We start from the raw sequence: 14,818 nt of genomic DNA, 5'->3' as shown, positions 1-14,818 counted from the left end.
CCGGGCGCTGTCGGTCGATGCGGGCGGTTCAGCCCCAGCGGTCGGTGGCGTCCCGGTGCGGCCGGCCGTGTCCACCGCGCTCTGGGCTGCGCCACTCCGGTTCCGCCGGCCGCCACTCCGGCTCGGGCCGACGCCACTGCGACTCGGGCTGCGGCGTCTCCGGCTGCCGCCATTCCGGCTCGGCCTGGTGCCGTTCCTCCGGCTGACGCCACTCCGGTCCGGGCTGACGCCACTCGGGGGGCGGCTGCCGCCATTCCGGCTGGCCGCTGCGCCGCGCCGGTGGCCGCCACTGCTCCGGCACCGGCACCCCGCCGACCGGCAGCGCCGGGTTGCTCTCCGCCGACCAGCGGCCCTCCGGCTCGCCCGGCCCGCTCGCGGCCGGACCGCCGCCGCGTACCGACGCCCACCGGTCCTCGACCCGGTACTCGGTGCCGCCGCCGTCGGCGTGCACAGCCGCCCGTCGTTCTCCGAGCCGGATCTCCCGGCCCGCGCCGTCGTCGCGGACGGCGGCCCACCGGTTGCCCGCACTCATCTCGGACCACTGGTCGCCGTCGCTCGCCCGGCCCGCCGGGGCGTCCGGCCCGCCCGCCGCGGCCGCCGGCCACGCGCCCGCCGCCCGGTCGTCACCCCCGCCGGGCCACTGCCGCTGCTCCTCCGCCGCCGTCCGGCCCTGGTCGCTCGACCAGCCGCCCCCGGCGGTCCGCGCGGACCAGCCCGGTTCCCCGCCGGTGCGCGCGGACCAGCCCTGTTCGCCGTCGGTACGCGCGGACCAGCCCGGTTCACCGTCGGCGGTCCGGCCGACGCCCGCCCACGGATGGTCGGCACCTGGGCGTCCGGGGTCGTTCCACGAGTGCCTGTCGTCAACGGACTCCGCACCCCGACCACGATCATCAGGAGCGGCCCGACGGCCCGGCCGGTCGCCCGGGTCGCGGTGTCCCGCACGCCAGTGATCGGCCGGGTCCGTGCCACGCGACCGGTCCTCGTCCGACCAGCCGCCGGGGAATCCGCCGTACCGGTTTCCGGCCGGCTCACCACCGCCGACGATCGTGTGCCGGGTGGTGACGTGCACCGTCTCGGTGTGGTGGACCACGCCGACCGGGCGGGCCGCCGGATCGGAGACCCGCGCCGCGCCGTACACCCCGCTCGCCGGCCGGTCCGGACGTACGGTGGCCCGCGCCGGCTCGGCGTCGTGCCGGCCCGTCCGCACCGGGTCGGGTTCGTGACGGCCGGACCGGGGCTGTTCGGATTCGTAGTAATCCGCCCGGGACGGCTCATCGTCGTAACGGCCGGTCCGGGGCGGCTCGGCGTCGTAACGGCCGGGCCGGAGCGGCTCGGCGTCGTAACGGCCGGGCCGGAGCGGCTCGGCGTCGTAACGGCCGGGCCGGAGCGGCTCGGCGCCCGCCCTGGGTGAGTCGGAGTCGGTTCCGTAGCGGCCGGCGGCGCCCGCCGGCCAGGCCGGTTCGTCGTCGTCCCGGCCGGCCGGGTGCGCCCGTCCCGCGTCGGACCTGCCGGTGACCGGCACCCGTGCCGCACCGCTCGGGCGCTCCGGCACGGCGGCGGATGCGGACGCGGGCACGGCGGCGGACGCGGGCACGGGCGCTGCGGCGGGTGCGGGCGCGGCGGCCAGTCCGGCGGCTGCCGCGTCGAGCCGATGCCGTACCGCGCCGGCCGCCTCCTCCGCCCGGCGGGCCTGGTCGAGTGCCTGGTTGCCGCGCTGCGCGGCGGCCACGATCTCGGCTCGCAACTCCCGCCGGAGCTGCGCCAGCTCCTCGCGCAGCTCCTCGGTGGCCGCGTCGTCGGAACCGCCCTCCGGCCGCAGCGCCATCGACAGACCGATGAGCACGACGGCGAGGATCGCCAGGACCGCACCGAACCGGAGCGAGCCGTTGCCGTCGGCGATCAGCAGGATGAGCGCGGCCAGGGGCGCCAGCCCCACACCGACCCAGAACAGGACGGTGAGCACCGTGGGCGTGCTCTTGTCGGTGGGCGCGACCGAGGCGGGCATGGCTGAGCAGATTACCGAGAGTTCCACCCGAGGGGAACGGGTCGGCACGACTCGATGCCCGGGCCGCCGAACGGGCCGCCGGCCGGCACGCGTGGCACCGGCCGGCGGTGGTGCGTCAGCTCGTGGCCAGCGCGGCGTCGGAGGAGAAGACCAGGCCGACGCTCGCCGAGCCGGTCTTCAGCGCGTTCTTGGTCTGCGGGCCGCCCGCGTCGAGCGAGCTGAACGAGCCGGCCTTGAAGTCGTAGACCTCGACCAGGCCGGCCTGGCACTTCGGCCGCTGCGGGCACTCCGGCGGCCCGGCCAGCACGGTCGCCTGGCCGGAGCACTTGGCGGCCAGCTCGGAGAGCGTCGAGACGCCGTACTTGTCGGCGAACGCCTTGGTGACGGCGAACGCGTTCTGGTCCTGCGCCTGGGACGGCTGGCCGAAGACCAGGCCGTTCTTGTCACCCTGGCTCTTCAGCGCCGCGACCGTCTTGTCCAGCTCCGGCGAGGAGACGGGCTGCGCGTCCTTGCCGTTGTTCTTGGTGTTGAGGAACTCCGCCATGGTGGCGGCGTACTCCGGGACGACCTGGATCTGGCCCTTCTCCAGCGCCGGCTCGTAGAGCTCCCGGTTGCCGATGGTCTGCACCTTGACCTGGTAGCCGGCGGCGGTGAGCGCGATCTTGTAGAGCTCGGCGATGGTCTGGCTCTCGCTGAAGTTGCCCGCGCCGACTGTGATCTGGCCGCCCGGGCCCTTCTCGATCCCGTCGGTCACGCCGTTGGCGGAGGCGAACTCCTGCGCGGCGACCTGGGGCGTCTTGCGGTCGACGTCGACCGCCCGGTTGAGTTGGATCAGCTTCGGGGTGTCGAGCTTCGCGGAGACCTTGTCGAGCGCGGCGACGAGCTGCGGCGTGGCCGCCTTCGCGTTGATCGCGGGAATGACGTTGTCGGTGTTCTGGAGCTTCTTGTCGTCGGTCAGGACGACGAGCTGGTCACCGGCCGCCGGAGCACAGCCCGCCCCCGAGGCGCCCTGCTCGGGCGCGTCGGTGCCGGACGAGCCGGCGTCGCCGCAGCCGGTGAGAAGCGCGGCCGCGGTGAGAGCGCCGATCGCCCCGGCGGCCATTCGTGTACGCGCACGCATGAGTGCCCGCCTTCCGTGTCCCGGCGCGACCCGTCGGGCCGGCCGCGTGTCCGACGGGCGACCCGGACGGCCACCCGCGACTCCAGCCAATATCCTCCAGACCCGACCGACAAACTCGGAGCGGTTTTCGTCACCTGATCGTCACCGACGGCTCAACCGCCGGTCGTCGCCGCCGTCGCGCGGCGGTTCGCCCGCCGGCGTACCCGGCGCAGCGGGCGCGGCGTGACCGCCCGCTCCACCAGCGCGAGCACCCCCTCCACGAGCAGCGCCAACCCGGCCACCAGCACCCCGCCCGCGATGATCTGCCCCCCGCCGGCGGCGATGTCGAGCCCGAAACCGGCCCGGATGATCTGGCCCAGCCCGCCGCCGTTGACGAAGGAGGCGAGCGCCGCGGTGGCCACCACCTGCACCGCCGCGGTACGGAAGCCGGCCGCCAGGTAGGGCACCGCGAGCGGCAGCTCCACCCGGCGCAGCACCTGGCCGCCGGACAGGCCCATCCCCCGGGCCGCGTCCCGGGCCTCCGGGTCGGCCTGCCGCACCCCGGTGTACGCGTTCGCCAGCAGCGGCGGAACCGCGAAGACCGCGAGCGCCACGACCACTGCCGACCGGCCGAAGCCGAGGAACGTCAGCGGGAGGATGGTCAGCAGCGCCAGCGTCGGGATCGCCAGCGTGACGTTGGAGACCAGCAGGACCAGCCCGCCGCCCCGGCCGCTGTGCCCGAGCCAGAGCCCGATCGGCCAGGCCACCAGGCAGCCCAGCAGCACCGCCAGCGCGGACATGCTCAGGTGCTCGCCGAGGCGGTCCAGCACGCCGCCGGGGTTGGTCCAGTTCAGCGGGTCGTTCAGCCAGACCACTGCCTGCTCGACGGGGTTCACCGGGCGGACCTCCCGCGCAGCCAGGGGGTGAGCAGGCGGCCCACGCCCGCCAGCACCAGGTCGAGCACCAGCGCCAGCAGCACGCACAGCACCGTGCCGGTCATGATCTGGGCCTTGTAGAAGTTGTTCTGGAAGCCCGCGAAGATGAGCTGGCCCAGGCCGCCCCGGCCGACCACCACCCCGACCGTGACGAGCGCGACAGTGGACACGGTCGCCAGCCGTACGCCGGTGAGGATGCCCGGCAGCGCCAGCGGCAGCTCGATCCGCAGCAGCCGCCCCCACCTGCCGTACCCCATGCCCTCGGCGGCCTCGCGCACCTCCGGCGGCACCTGGTTCAGCCCGGCCAGCGCGTTGCGCACGATGACCAGCAACGCGTACAGCGCCACGACGGTGAGCACGGTGATCGCGCCGATGCCCAGGTACGGCGCCAGGAACGCGAACAACGCCAGCGACGGGACGGTGTAGAGCACCCCGGTCACCGCCAGGATGGGTGCCGACAGCGACCGGAACCAGTACGCGAGCACCGCCAGCGGCAGCGCCACCAGCGCGGCGATCACCACGGCCCGGCCGGTCAGCCAGGTGTGCTCCCGCAGCGCGGCCAGGATCGTGTCAGAGTTGTCCCGCACGTACTGCCAGGAGAACCACGGATTACCCGGGTCGGCCCGGTAGCTCAGGTGGAGGGACACACGTGGACGGTACCCCGGGGAGCGCCGCCGGAGGCGGCGCGGCGTCGATCACGCTGGAGCGCATCCGCAAGCGCTACCCGGACGACACCGAGGCGGTACGCGAGCTGAGCCTGGAGGTCGCCGCCGGCGAGCTGGTGGTGCTGATCGGCCCGTCCGGCTGCGGCAAGTCGACTGTGCTGCGGATGGTCAACCGGCTGATCGAGCCGACCGGCGGGCGGATCCTGCTCGGCGACGACGACGTCACCCGGGTCGATCCGGTGGCGCTACGCCGCCGCATCGGCTACGTCATCCAGAACGTCGGCCTCTTCCCGCACCAGACCGTCGCCGCGAACGTGGCGACCGTGCCGGGACTGCTCGGCTGGCCGAAGCAGCGGACCCGGGCCCGGGTCGGCGAGCTGCTGGAGCTCGTCGGTCTGGACCCGGCTCAGTTCGGCAGGCGGTACCCGCACGAGCTGTCCGGCGGGCAGCGGCAGCGCGTCGGCGTGGCCCGGGCGCTCGCCGCCGATCCGGTGGTGCTGCTGATGGACGAGCCGTTCTCGGCGGTGGACCCGATCGTCCGGACCCGCCTGCAGGAGGAGTTCCTGCGGTTGCAGGCCGAGGTACGCAAGACGATCGTGCTGGTCACCCACGACCTCGACGAGGCGGTCCGGCTGGGCGACCGGATCGCGGTGCTCTCCGAGGGCGGCCGGCTGGAGCAGTACGACACGCCCGCCGCGCTGCTCGGCGCGCCCGCCTCGGACTTCGTCCGCGAGTTCGTCGGCGCCGACCGGGGCATCCGGCGGCTCGCTGTCACCCCGGTGACCCGCGCGGTGCTCGACCCGCTCCCGGCCGACGGCGGCGCCGGCCTGCCCACTGTGGCGCTCGGCGACTCGGCGTACGACGCGCTCGGCGCGCTGCTCACCTCCGGCGCCGAGCACGCGGTGGTCACCGAGGAGGGCCGGGCGGTGGGGCTGCTCGCCCGCGCCCGGGTGCTGACGCTGGGCGCTCTGGACTGACCTCAGGCCCGGCCGCCGAGGCTGGCCAGGCCGACGATCCAGCCCGCGAAGAAGCCGTACGTGACACCGGTGCTGGCGGCCTGGAACGCGGCGTACAGCGAGCCGTGCGGGCCGAGGAGCGTGGCGAGCAGGGCACTGAGCCCGGCGGCGAGCGCGTACGCGCCCCAGCCGGAGAGGAACTGACTGCCCGAGGACGTCACCCGGTCGACCTGCGGGCCGGGCAGGAGGTACAGCAGCGCCGCGGCCAGCACGAGGAGCAGGATCGCCCGGAGATTGGTGGCGAACACGCCCTCGTCGGCCTGCCACCGCCAGGACGGCCAGGCGAGCAGCCGGAGGAACCAGCCACCGGCACCGGTCGGGTCGGTGCCGCGCTGCGCCCAGTCCACGTACATCGGGCTGCCACCGACGGCGACGAGCAGGAACGCGGCGAGCATCCCGGTGCCGGCGGCCGTGCCGTACTGGGAGACGGTACGAGGGCGGTTGCTCAGAGCCATGCGGCGGTCAGTTCCCGGCCGGTCCCGCCGGGCAAACCTGCGTAGGCGGGCGGCTGCCGCCGGCCGGCGGGCCGTCATCGACCTCAGTGCTTCATCAGGTAGTCGATGAAGGCGGCGCGCAGCAGCGGCGCGGACTCGTCGTAGCCGTGCCCGGTCAGCTCACGCCAGAGCGCGTTCGCCTCGTCGATGGTCGGGCCGATCGAGTTCGGCGCCCCGTCCAGCGCGGCGGCCTCGTCTGCGTTGGGCAGGTGCCGCAGGACCGACCAGAAGAAGCCCACGTCGCGGCGGTCGCGCGCCAGGTTGAACGCCTGCTCGCGCAGTTCCTCGGTGGAGAGCTTGTCGAGCTCGTCGAAGGTGCGGCCACCGGGGGCAGGAGTATCGGTCATGCCGCCGAGCCTAACCGGAGAGATCAGTCCCGGCGCGCGGGACGCACGGCCACCGCCGGGTCAGCGATCGTCGGCGTCCCAGCGCCGGGGTTCGCTGTCCCAGCGCTGGGCCTCCCATGCCTCGACCGGGGTGTCGTGCTCGCGTACCGGCAGCACCGACGGCCAGGTGTCGCCCGGCTGGGGCGCCGGGGTCATCGTCCAGCCGCCACTCGACGCGCCGTCCCGGGCCGGGCGGACCGGACCGGGTCCGACCGGCGCCGCCGGGCGCGGCCGGCCGAACGTCTCGACCAGCCGGGTGACGAGCAGGCCGACGCCGAGCACGGCACCACCCAGCGCCCACCGGCTGACCGTCCAGCCGTACGGCACGGTCCAGGCCAGGAACACCACCACCAGGCAGACCGCGAACAGGGTGCCGAAGATGCCGCCTCGGCGTCCGTACGCGCTGGTGCCGGCGAGCATCGCCGTGCCGACCGCCAGCAGGGTCCAGTCCAGCCCGGTGCCGGGCGCGACCTGACCGTCCCCGTTCGCCGCGAGCAGCACGCCGGCGAGCATCGCCAGCACGGTGGACCCGACGAGCGCCAGCGCGGTCACCGTGGCGGCCACCGCGCCGCGCCGCCGGGCCGGGTCGGCGACCGGCCGGAACCGGCCGATCAGCCGGCGTACCGGCTTCATCGCGGCGAACAGGCCACCGAGGACGGCGACCGCGGCGAAGCCGACGAAGAGGTACAGCGCGCTGCGGCGGGGGTCGTAGTCCCCCTGCACGGTGACCGGGCCGGTCCGCCGTTCCAGGTAGACGATCACGCCGGCCGCCCCGGCCAGGCTCGCCGCCCAGCCGGGCACGTGCAGCACCACGACGGCCAGGGCGAGTGCCAGCCCGGCCACCGCCGCCACCCCGAGCGCCGGCAGCAGCGCCTCCCGTACGCCCCGGTCGCCCTGCTCGGCGAAGTGCAGCGCGGAGGCCAGCGCGACCGGGCCGATCGCCAGGTTCACCGCGCCGGCCCGCAGGCTCAGGCCGGCGGCGAGGGTGAACAGGCCGAGCGCGGCCACGTCGACGAGCAGCGTCTTCAGGGCGCCGCCGCGCAGCGCGTCCGAGTCCTCCCGCCAGAGCAGCCAGGCCATCGCGACCAGCGCGGCCAGCAGCACGAACTCCCAGAGCACGTGCACCGCGATCCGGTCCCGGCCGGGTTCGCCGTGTGCCGGGTCGTCGAAGACGTTCTCCAGTACGGCAGCGGGCACCCCGGACGACGTCTCCGGCGGCGCTGTCCGGCCCGCATCGTCGTACGCCATTGGCTCGCGCCTCCCCAGGTGGCCGCGTCCGGCCCACGGGCGGGCGGACCGGTGGCGGCCGTCGCTCTCCGGTCGCCCAGGGACGGTACCGCCGGGCCGGGGTGGGGGGAACCCTCAGAGACGGCCGCGGGGCGTCTCCCGGTCGCCCGGCTCGCGGTCCTCGTCGTCCTCCTGCTCCGGGACCCGGCAGGAGCGTTCCAGCCAGAGCGCGGCCGCGACCAGCGCGAGCGCGGCGATCAGGCCGCCGAGCGCGGCGGGCCGGTCGTTCATGGCCGCGTTCGTGCGCTCGACGAACAGCCAGCCGGTCAGCCCCGCGTAGAAGCCGGCGAAGATGGCGCCGGCCAGCGCGGACGCCTTGGCCAGCACCACGAACCGGGCCACCAGCAGCGGGTTCACCGGCTCCCGGCCGGGCCGCCGCTCGATCCGGCCGCGCGTGTTGACCGCGGCGTAGCCCTCCAGCACGGCCAGCCCGGCCAGCGTGATCACCGGCAGCCAGGGCAGGTCGGAGCCGAGGTCTCCATAGAAGCTGCTGATCAGCAGCCAGGCCACCGCGGCGGCGGCCAGACCGGCCACCACCAGCGTGGAGGCCCGGGTCGGGCCCATCCGGAAGCGGTCGGGCCCCTGCGGGGAGCGCGCGGTGCTCACCGCGCCTCCTCGGCTCGCGACGGCGGGGCCGCACTCCAGCGGGTCATGTTTCCGACTCTAGCGTCAGATCCGGTCGCGGGCTCAGTTCCAGCGCGTCCCCGGCCAGCGGCTCGGCGTTGAGCAGGTCGGTCAGCCAGCCGTGCCCGGGTAGCCGGCCGTGCGGCTCGATGTCGATCCACGGGCGCAGCACGAAGGCGCGCAGGTGGGCCCGGGGGTGCGGCACCGTCAGCTCGGCGTCGTCGCGGAGCACCGGCTCACCGGCGTCGTCCCAGACCGCGATCACGTCCACGTCCAGCGTGCGCGGCCCGTACCGCCGTCGCGGGTCGCGGTCGCGCCCGGCCGCCGCCTCCGCGGCCCGGGCGCGGGCCAGCCAGTCCTCGGGCGCCGCCGCCGGGTCCGCGACCATCACCACCGCGTTCAGGTACGCGGGCTGGTCGGCGTCCCCCCACGGTGGAGTCTCGTAGACGCCGGAGACCAGCAGCACCCGGTCGCCGAGCGCGGCCACGGCGCCACGCAGGTGGCCGAGGCGGTCGCCCAGGTTGCTGCCGATCGACAGCACGGCCCGGGTCACCGGGTACGCCGCATCGTGACGGCGACGTCCCGGAAGGCGTGCGGGATCGGGGCCTCGGGCTTGTGCACGGTCACCGTCGCGGCCTCCACCAGCGGCTCGGCCAGGCAGACCGCGAGCAGCCGGTCGGCGAGTGTCTCGATCAGGTTCACCGGCTCGCCGGTGATGACCGCGACCAGACGTTCGGCCAGCTCGCCGTAGTGCACGGTGTCGGTCACCTCGTCCGAGCCGGCGGCCGGGCCGAGGTCCAGTTCGAGCACCGCGTCGACCACGAACTCCTGGCCCTGCGCGCGCTCGAAGTCGTAGACGCCGTGGCGGCCGTGCGCGCGCAGGCCGGTCAGCTCGATCCGGTCGGTCACCTGTCGCCTCCGCTCAGGCCGGTGGTCGCTGCTGTCCGCGACGCGGTCGCCGGCCGTGCGCCGGTCGCGGTCGCCAGCCGGGGGCTGCCGGTGGCCCGCCAGACGGCGAGCGCGTCGGCGGTGCCGCGGACGTCGTGCACGCGCACCCCCCAGGCGCCGGCCGCGACGGCGAGCACGCTGGTCGCGACGGTCGCGGCCTCCCGCCCGGCGGTGGGCCGGGGTTCGCCCGCCGGGTCGGCGAGCAGCCGGCCCAGGTAGGACTTGCGGCTGGCCCCGAACAGCACCGGGAAGCCCAGCTCGACCAGCTCCGGCAGGCGGGCGCTGAGCGCCCAGTTGTGCGCGGCGGTCTTGGCGAAGCCCAGGCCCGGGTCGACGATGATCCGGTCGGCGGCGACCCCGGCGGCGAGCGCGGCGTCGACGCGCCGGCTCAGCTCGTCCCGGACGTCGGCCACCACGTCGGTGTACGTGGCCAGCTCACGCATCCCCCGGGAGTGCCCCCGCCAGTGCATGAGCACCCAGGGGCAGCCCGCGTCGCGGACCACCCGGGCCATGTCCGGATCGGCGAGGCCGCCGGAGACGTCGTTCACCGCGTACGCGCCGGCGGCGAGGACGGCCTCGGCGACCCGGGCGCGACTGGTGTCGATGCTGACCAGAATCCCGGCGGCGCTCAGCTCGCGGACCACAGGCAGCACCCGGGCGGTCTCCGTCTCCGGGTCGACCCGGTCGGCGCCCGGCCGGGTGGACTCGCCACCCACGTCGATCAGGTCCGCGCCGTCGGAGCGCAGTCGCACCCCGTGTGCGACGGCCGCGTCCAGATCGGCGTATCTGCCGCCGTCGGAGAAGGAGTCGGGCGTGACGTTGAGGACGCCCATCACCACCGGGTTCTCCGCCCGTACCAGATCGGTCACGGCCCGACAGTACCGTTCGCCGCCAGGGCTTCCGGCCACCGGGCGAACGCGGAACGCGGCACCCCTGACGTGCGCATTGGAACAGGTGTACGATCGGTCATCCGGGCATTCGGGGGTCGACTCTTCACGGCTTGTCGCAAAGGTGGCCGGGCCGTACGCTTTGGAATTGCCCAGCATCGAGATGGCGAAGCCTGGAGGGAGGGCCGAAGCGGGAAGAATCCCCCCAAAACTCACCACTCTGCGTGGTGGGTGACGGACGCAGCGTTTACGGCGCTGTCTCTGACGAGCACCATCCCGCCAGGCTTGCCTACTTGCACCAACGCGGCACCGCCGGCCGCGACCTTGGGGAGGTTTCCAGTGATCGCCATCGAGCTCATGGCAACGGCATCCAGTGCCGTCGACCACGCGCTCCACACCCTGGCGTCGACTCCACTCGCCGAGCCGGCCCCGAAGGGCATCGACACCGACAACGTCGTCACCTTCTTCGCCAGCAAGATCGCGCCGATCCTGCTCGCGGTCCTCGGCGTGATCTTCATCGGCCGGGCCAGCCGGGGTGAGATCTCGAAGGTGCTGACCAGCTCGGCCATCGCCATCATCGGCCTGGCCTTCATCGCCGGGGCGGCAACACTGTTCTTCGTCGGCGACTACCTGATCAACCTGATCTTCGAGTAGGGCGCGGGCGACGATGCGGCTGCGCACCGACGACGACATCTACCGGGCACGCCTCGTCTACCTGGGGCCACCCGGGTACACCCTTCCCGTCCATCTGCCGTACGCCCAGTACGGCCTGTTCATGCTGCTCGTACCCCTCTACATGTTCATCCACTGGTTGTTCACGCTCCAGGTCGAGCTGTTCCCCGCCTGGGAGATCTCGCTGGCGATCGTGACGACCTCGTTCATCTTCCGGTACGTCGACCCGGACCGGCCCGCGCGAATGGTCATCCGGACCGCGCTGACCGACTGGCGACGCACCCGGGAACCGGCCACCGAGCAGCGGGATCCGCGGCTCGTGGCGAGCCGGATCAGGATCCGGGAGGAACTGGCATGACCGGGCGTACGACAACCGTGCAGACGAACGATGCGGGTGAGGCGGTCGCATGAGTCGCTCTTCCACGCCGGGTTCCCCGGCCGGGCGCCCGGCCGGGCCCAACGGTAACCGTGCGCGATCGTTCGACTACCCACCGGACGAGGATCTGGACGAGGTGGTCCTGGACAGCGCGCTCGTCACCAGCCCCGGGCACGGCCGCGTCGGCGTCTTCCAGCCGCCGCGTCCGATGACACCGCGTGAGCCGGTACGCCCCGACGGCGACATCGACTCGCCCTTCCTCGACCTGTTCGGCGGCGCGCAGCCCCGGCGGCGACCCGCCGCGTCCGCGCCGCCCTCTCCGGTCGAGCCGGTGGTGGCGCCGCCCCGCCGCGGCGTCGGCCGCGAGCCCCTGCCGATCCCGCACCAGCCCGCCGTCCCGATCGAGCCGGCCCCGCGGCCCGAACCGGAACCGCCGGTCCGCGAGCAGGCCCCGGGGGTACGCGCCGTCGGGCGTCCCCGGCCCGCGCCCACGCACGCCGCGCCGCCGCCGGTCGAGCCGTCCCTGCCCGACCCGCCAGCGGTCCTCGCCCCGCCGCCGCCGTCCCGTAGCCGGGTTCCGCAGCAGGCCGGTGACCGGCTGCCCGTGCTCCGCCCTCCGGCCGAGCCGGAGCCGGCGCTACCGCCGCCCCCGCAGATCCCCGCGCCGCCCGTGCCCGTCGCCGCGCCCGCCCCGGCCGAGCACCGGGAACCGGACCTCGCCCCGGCCGGGCCGCTCGCGGCCGGCACGGCGCCCTCGCGTGAGGTGGGCCGCCCGGAGCACCGCGAGGTGACGCCGCCCCGGCAACGCACGCCGGAACGCCGGAACCGGCCGACCAAACCGGCCCGGGTCCGCGCCCCGAAGATCAAGTTCGGCGATCGGGACCCGTCGGTCGAGCTGGCCATCACCGAGATCGCCGGTCACCTCACCTTCACTCCGAACACGGTCACCGCCTGGTACTGGCTGCCCGAGGTGCGGTGGGCGTTCCGGCCGGACGCGGAACGCGAGGCGCTGCTCTCGGCGATCTCCGAGCAGTACGCCGGCCTCGCCGGCTTCCGGCTGCACCTGCGCCGGACCACGAGGCCCTTCCCGGCCGACGAGTGGGCCCGCACCATCGACGCGCACACCGTCGCCCCGCTGCCCGACGTGCCGGGCACCACCGGCTGGGCCGATCACCTGGTCGCCGCCCAGCGGCACCTGATGGCGGTCAACCACGCCGAGGGCCAGACCTACCTCGGTGTCACGTTCGCCCGCCGGTCACTCGGCGACTCGCTCACCGAACGACTGCTGCGTACGTTCGGCCGGGGCACCGCCGACGGCGAGCGGCGCCGGCTGAGCCGTACCGTCGAGCAGTTCGACGAGGTCCTCGGCGCGTTCGGCATGCGCGGGCGGCGGGTCACCGCGCCCGAGCTGGAATGGCTGCTCTACCGGTCGGTGGCGCTGTGCATGGCGCCGCCCGGCGTCCTCTCCCCGATCACGAACGGCCGGTGGGAACGCGGCGATCTGCTGGCCCTCACCGAGCAGGTCGAGCGCTACCGCACCCCGTACGGCTCGACGGTGAAGCTGGTCAACCGGATGACCGGCGAGGAGCGCCACGTCGCGGTGCTCGCGGTCGGCCGGATGGAGCCGCTGGAGATCCCCGAACGGCACGAGCCCTGGCTGCACTTCCACGAGCGGCTGCCGTGGCCGATGGAGCTGTCCACCCGGGTCGACATCCTCGGCCCCAACGATTCCTTCCGGAACCTCGAACACCGGCTCCGGATGATCCGCTCCCAGCAGCTCGACTACGCCGAGCACGGCATCGACGCGCCACCGGAGCTGGAACGGCTGGCCAAGCGCGCGCTGGTGATCGGCGACGAGATGACCACCGGCCTGCCCGTCGACTCGGCCCGGGCACACGGCTGGCACCGCATCGCGGTCGGCGGGCGGACCCGGGAGGAGTGCCTGGAACGGGCCCGGCGGCTCATCCAGCTCTACTCCCGCGAGCTGCGGATCTCGCTCCAGCACCCGAAGAACCAGGACTGGCTGGCCCGCGAGTTCATCCCCGGCGAACCGATCGCCAACACCGGCTACGTCCGGCGGATGCCCGTCAACCTGCTGGCCGCCGCGCTGCCGCAGGCCGCGTCCACTGTCGGCGACCGGCGCGGCGACCTGATCGGGCGCACCGCCGGCACCTGCCGCCGGCCCGTCTTCCTCGACCTGCACTTCCCGATGGAGGTACGCGAGCGCTCCGGCCTCGCCGTCTTCGTCGCCGAACCCGGCGGTGGCAAGTCGACGCTGCTCGGCGCGCTCGGCTACCTGGCCGCACGCCGTGGCGTACAGGTGACGCTGCTCGACCCGTCCGGTCCGCTGGCCCGGCTGTGCGCCATGCCCGAGCTGGCACCGTACTCCCGGGTGCTCAACCTGACCGGCTCGGAGCAGGGCACGCTCGCGCCGTACGCGCTGATCCCGACGCCGCTGCGCAGCGAGTTCGGCGCCGGTGCGGCGGGCGACCGCGAGTTCGAGATCGCCGTGTCGAACGCCCGCGCCGAGCGCCGGATGCTGGTGCAGGACATCTGCATGATGCTGGTGCCGCCGCAGGTGGCCCGGGAGGCGTCCACCGCCACGCTGTTCCGGCACGCCGTACGCCAGGTGCCCGCCGAGGAGACCTCCACGCTCGACGACGTGGTCACCTGCCTGCAAGGGCTCGACGACGACGCCGGTCGCGAGCTGGCCCACCTGCTGCTCGACACCGCCGAGATGCCGCTGGCCATGCTCTTCTTCGGCCGGCCGCCGGAGGGGCTGCTCGGCGCCGACGCCGCGCTCACCGTCATCACCATGGCCGGCCTGCGGCTCCCCGACCTCAAGATCGAGCGGGAGTACTGGTCGGCCGAGGAGGCGCTCGCGTTGCCGATGCTGCACACCGCGCACCGGCTCGCGGTACGCCGCTGCTACGGCGGGTCGATGTCCTCGCGGAAGCTGGTCGGCCTCGACGAGGCGCACTTCATGGAGGGCTGGCGCTCCGGCCGGTCGTTCCTGGTCCGGCTCGCCCGCGACTCCCGCAAGTGGAACCTGGCCGCGCTGGTCGCCTCGCAGAACCCGAAGGACATCCTCGGCCTCGACGTGCAGAACCTCGTCTCCACCGTCTTCGTCGGCCGGATCGCCGAGGACAGCGAGATCGCCTCCGAGGCGCTGCGCCTGCTGCGGGTGCCCGTGGACGACGGGTACGAGGCGACACTCGCCTCTCTCTCCCAGGCCGACAGCGGGTCGGCCAACCGGCTCGGCTTCCGCGAGTTCGTCATGCGCGACGTCGACGGGCGCGTGCAGAAGGTCCGGGTCGACGTGTCGTACGTCGACGGGCTGCTGGAGCACCTGGACACCACCCCCGCCGCGGTCGCCCAGGCCGCCGGGATACTGCCGACCGTCCTGGCTGATCTGGAGGCGTGA

15 protein-coding genes are annotated in these 14,818 nt (G+C 74.4%); 4 read left to right on the top strand and 11 right to left on the bottom strand.

Annotated features, from left to right (window positions below; all coding sequences use genetic code 11):
• Window positions 1-28: 28 nt before the first annotated feature.
• From AB0C17_RS17525 to AB0C17_RS17510, 4 genes are all read right to left on the bottom strand, one after another.
• The gene (locus AB0C17_RS17525; protein ID WP_357479362.1) at window positions 29-2,005 is read right to left on the bottom strand and encodes a hypothetical protein; all 1,977 of its coding nucleotides are present in this window, start codon (window positions 2,003-2,005) and stop codon (window positions 29-31) included.
• A 115-nt stretch (window positions 2,006-2,120) separates the two neighbouring features.
• Complete coding sequence (locus tag AB0C17_RS17520; RefSeq protein WP_357479359.1) at window positions 2,121-3,125, bottom strand: glycine betaine ABC transporter substrate-binding protein; 1,005 nt, start codon at window positions 3,123-3,125, stop codon at window positions 2,121-2,123.
• 152 nt (window positions 3,126-3,277) lie between these two features.
• A complete protein-coding gene (locus tag AB0C17_RS17515; RefSeq protein ID WP_357468828.1) occupies window positions 3,278-4,000 on the bottom strand; it encodes an ABC transporter permease subunit in 723 nt (240 codons plus the stop codon).
• Window positions 3,997-4,686, bottom strand: coding sequence for an ABC transporter permease (locus tag AB0C17_RS17510; protein ID WP_357385482.1), 690 nt, complete (start codon window positions 4,684-4,686; stop codon window positions 3,997-3,999). Before AB0C17_RS17510 ends, AB0C17_RS17515 begins: the two co-directional genes overlap by 4 nt.
• 2 nt (window positions 4,687-4,688) lie before the next feature.
• Between AB0C17_RS17510 and AB0C17_RS17505 the strand changes: the two genes are divergently transcribed.
• Complete coding sequence (locus tag AB0C17_RS17505; protein ID WP_357479357.1) at window positions 4,689-5,681, top strand: ATP-binding cassette domain-containing protein; 993 nt, start codon at window positions 4,689-4,691, stop codon at window positions 5,679-5,681.
• 2 nt (window positions 5,682-5,683) lie between these two features.
• On the opposite strand, the gene AB0C17_RS17500 is transcribed toward AB0C17_RS17505, so the two are convergent.
• The 7 genes from AB0C17_RS17500 to folP all read right to left on the bottom strand — a co-directional run bounded on the left by AB0C17_RS17500 (window position 5,684) and on the right by folP (window position 10,328).
• Window positions 5,684-6,175 carry a hypothetical protein gene (locus AB0C17_RS17500; RefSeq protein ID WP_357385478.1) on the bottom strand — a complete coding sequence of 164 codons (492 nt, stop codon included), beginning with the start codon at window positions 6,173-6,175 and terminating at the stop codon, window positions 5,684-5,686.
• Window positions 6,176-6,258: 83 nt separating this feature from the next.
• Window positions 6,259-6,561, bottom strand: coding sequence for a hypothetical protein (locus tag AB0C17_RS17495; RefSeq protein ID WP_135242344.1), 303 nt, complete (start codon window positions 6,559-6,561; stop codon window positions 6,259-6,261).
• A 60-nt stretch (window positions 6,562-6,621) separates the two neighbouring features.
• Complete coding sequence (locus tag AB0C17_RS17490) at window positions 6,622-7,848, bottom strand: ABC transporter permease (protein WP_357385476.1); 1,227 nt, start codon at window positions 7,846-7,848, stop codon at window positions 6,622-6,624.
• A 114-nt stretch (window positions 7,849-7,962) separates the two neighbouring features.
• Window positions 7,963-8,451 (bottom strand): DUF3180 domain-containing protein, encoded by a 489-nt coding sequence (locus AB0C17_RS17485; protein ID WP_357479471.1) that lies wholly within the window; start codon window positions 8,449-8,451, stop codon window positions 7,963-7,965.
• Between the two features lie 85 nt (window positions 8,452-8,536).
• Complete coding sequence (folK, locus tag AB0C17_RS17480) at window positions 8,537-9,064, bottom strand: 2-amino-4-hydroxy-6-hydroxymethyldihydropteridine diphosphokinase (protein ID WP_357385474.1); 528 nt, start codon at window positions 9,062-9,064, stop codon at window positions 8,537-8,539.
• Entirely contained in the window at window positions 9,061-9,420 is a 360-nt protein-coding gene (gene folB / locus AB0C17_RS17475; RefSeq protein ID WP_357385472.1) for a dihydroneopterin aldolase, read from the bottom strand. Before folB ends, folK begins: the two co-directional genes overlap by 4 nt.
• Complete coding sequence (gene folP / locus AB0C17_RS17470) at window positions 9,417-10,328, bottom strand: dihydropteroate synthase (RefSeq protein ID WP_357479354.1); 912 nt, start codon at window positions 10,326-10,328, stop codon at window positions 9,417-9,419. The genes folB and folP overlap by 4 nt, the downstream gene beginning before the upstream one ends.
• 357 nt (window positions 10,329-10,685) lie before the next feature.
• On the opposite strand from folP, the gene AB0C17_RS17465 reads away from it, so the two are divergent.
• The 3 genes from AB0C17_RS17465 to AB0C17_RS17455 are packed head-to-tail and all read left to right on the top strand — an operon-like array spanning window position 10,686 to window position 14,818.
• On the top strand, window positions 10,686-11,000 hold the full coding sequence (locus tag AB0C17_RS17465; protein ID WP_013288976.1) for a hypothetical protein: 315 nt from the start codon (window positions 10,686-10,688) through the stop codon (window positions 10,998-11,000).
• Window positions 11,001-11,013: 13 nt separating this feature from the next.
• Complete coding sequence (locus AB0C17_RS17460) at window positions 11,014-11,376, top strand: hypothetical protein (protein ID WP_013288977.1); 363 nt, start codon at window positions 11,014-11,016, stop codon at window positions 11,374-11,376.
• 49 nt (window positions 11,377-11,425) lie between these two features.
• Window positions 11,426-14,818, top strand: coding sequence for an ATP-binding protein (locus AB0C17_RS17455; protein WP_357385467.1), 3,393 nt, complete (start codon window positions 11,426-11,428; stop codon window positions 14,816-14,818).

It is taken from the genome of Micromonospora sp. NPDC048887 (assembly GCF_040649715.1).
GTDB lineage: Bacteria > Actinomycetota > Actinomycetes > Mycobacteriales > Micromonosporaceae > Micromonospora.
The sequence above is the reverse complement of the archived record's forward strand: the minus strand, read 5'-3'. Positions and strand labels throughout refer to the sequence as shown.

Bases quoted from the DNA above. Each gene is read 5' to 3' on its own strand.
- AB0C17_RS17490 (WP_357385476.1), bottom strand. From the start codon at position 7,848: ATGGCGTACGACGATGCGGGCCGGACAGCGCCGCCGGAGACGTCGTCC.
- AB0C17_RS17460 (WP_013288977.1), top strand. From the start codon at position 11,014: ATGCGGCTGCGCACCGACGACGACATCTACCGGGCACGCCTCGTCTAC.
- AB0C17_RS17520 (WP_357479359.1), bottom strand. From the start codon at position 3,125: ATGCGTGCGCGTACACGAATGGCCGCCGGGGCGATCGGCGCTCTCACC.
- AB0C17_RS17495 (WP_135242344.1), bottom strand. From the start codon at position 6,561: ATGACCGATACTCCTGCCCCCGGTGGCCGCACCTTCGACGAGCTCGAC.
- AB0C17_RS17500 (WP_357385478.1), bottom strand. From the start codon at position 6,175: ATGGCTCTGAGCAACCGCCCTCGTACCGTCTCCCAGTACGGCACGGCC.
- AB0C17_RS17485 (WP_357479471.1), bottom strand. From the start codon at position 8,451: ATGGGCCCGACCCGGGCCTCCACGCTGGTGGTGGCCGGTCTGGCCGCC.
- AB0C17_RS17455 (WP_357385467.1), top strand. From the start codon at position 11,426: ATGAGTCGCTCTTCCACGCCGGGTTCCCCGGCCGGGCGCCCGGCCGGG.
- AB0C17_RS17525 (WP_357479362.1), bottom strand. From the start codon at position 2,005: ATGCCCGCCTCGGTCGCGCCCACCGACAAGAGCACGCCCACGGTGCTC.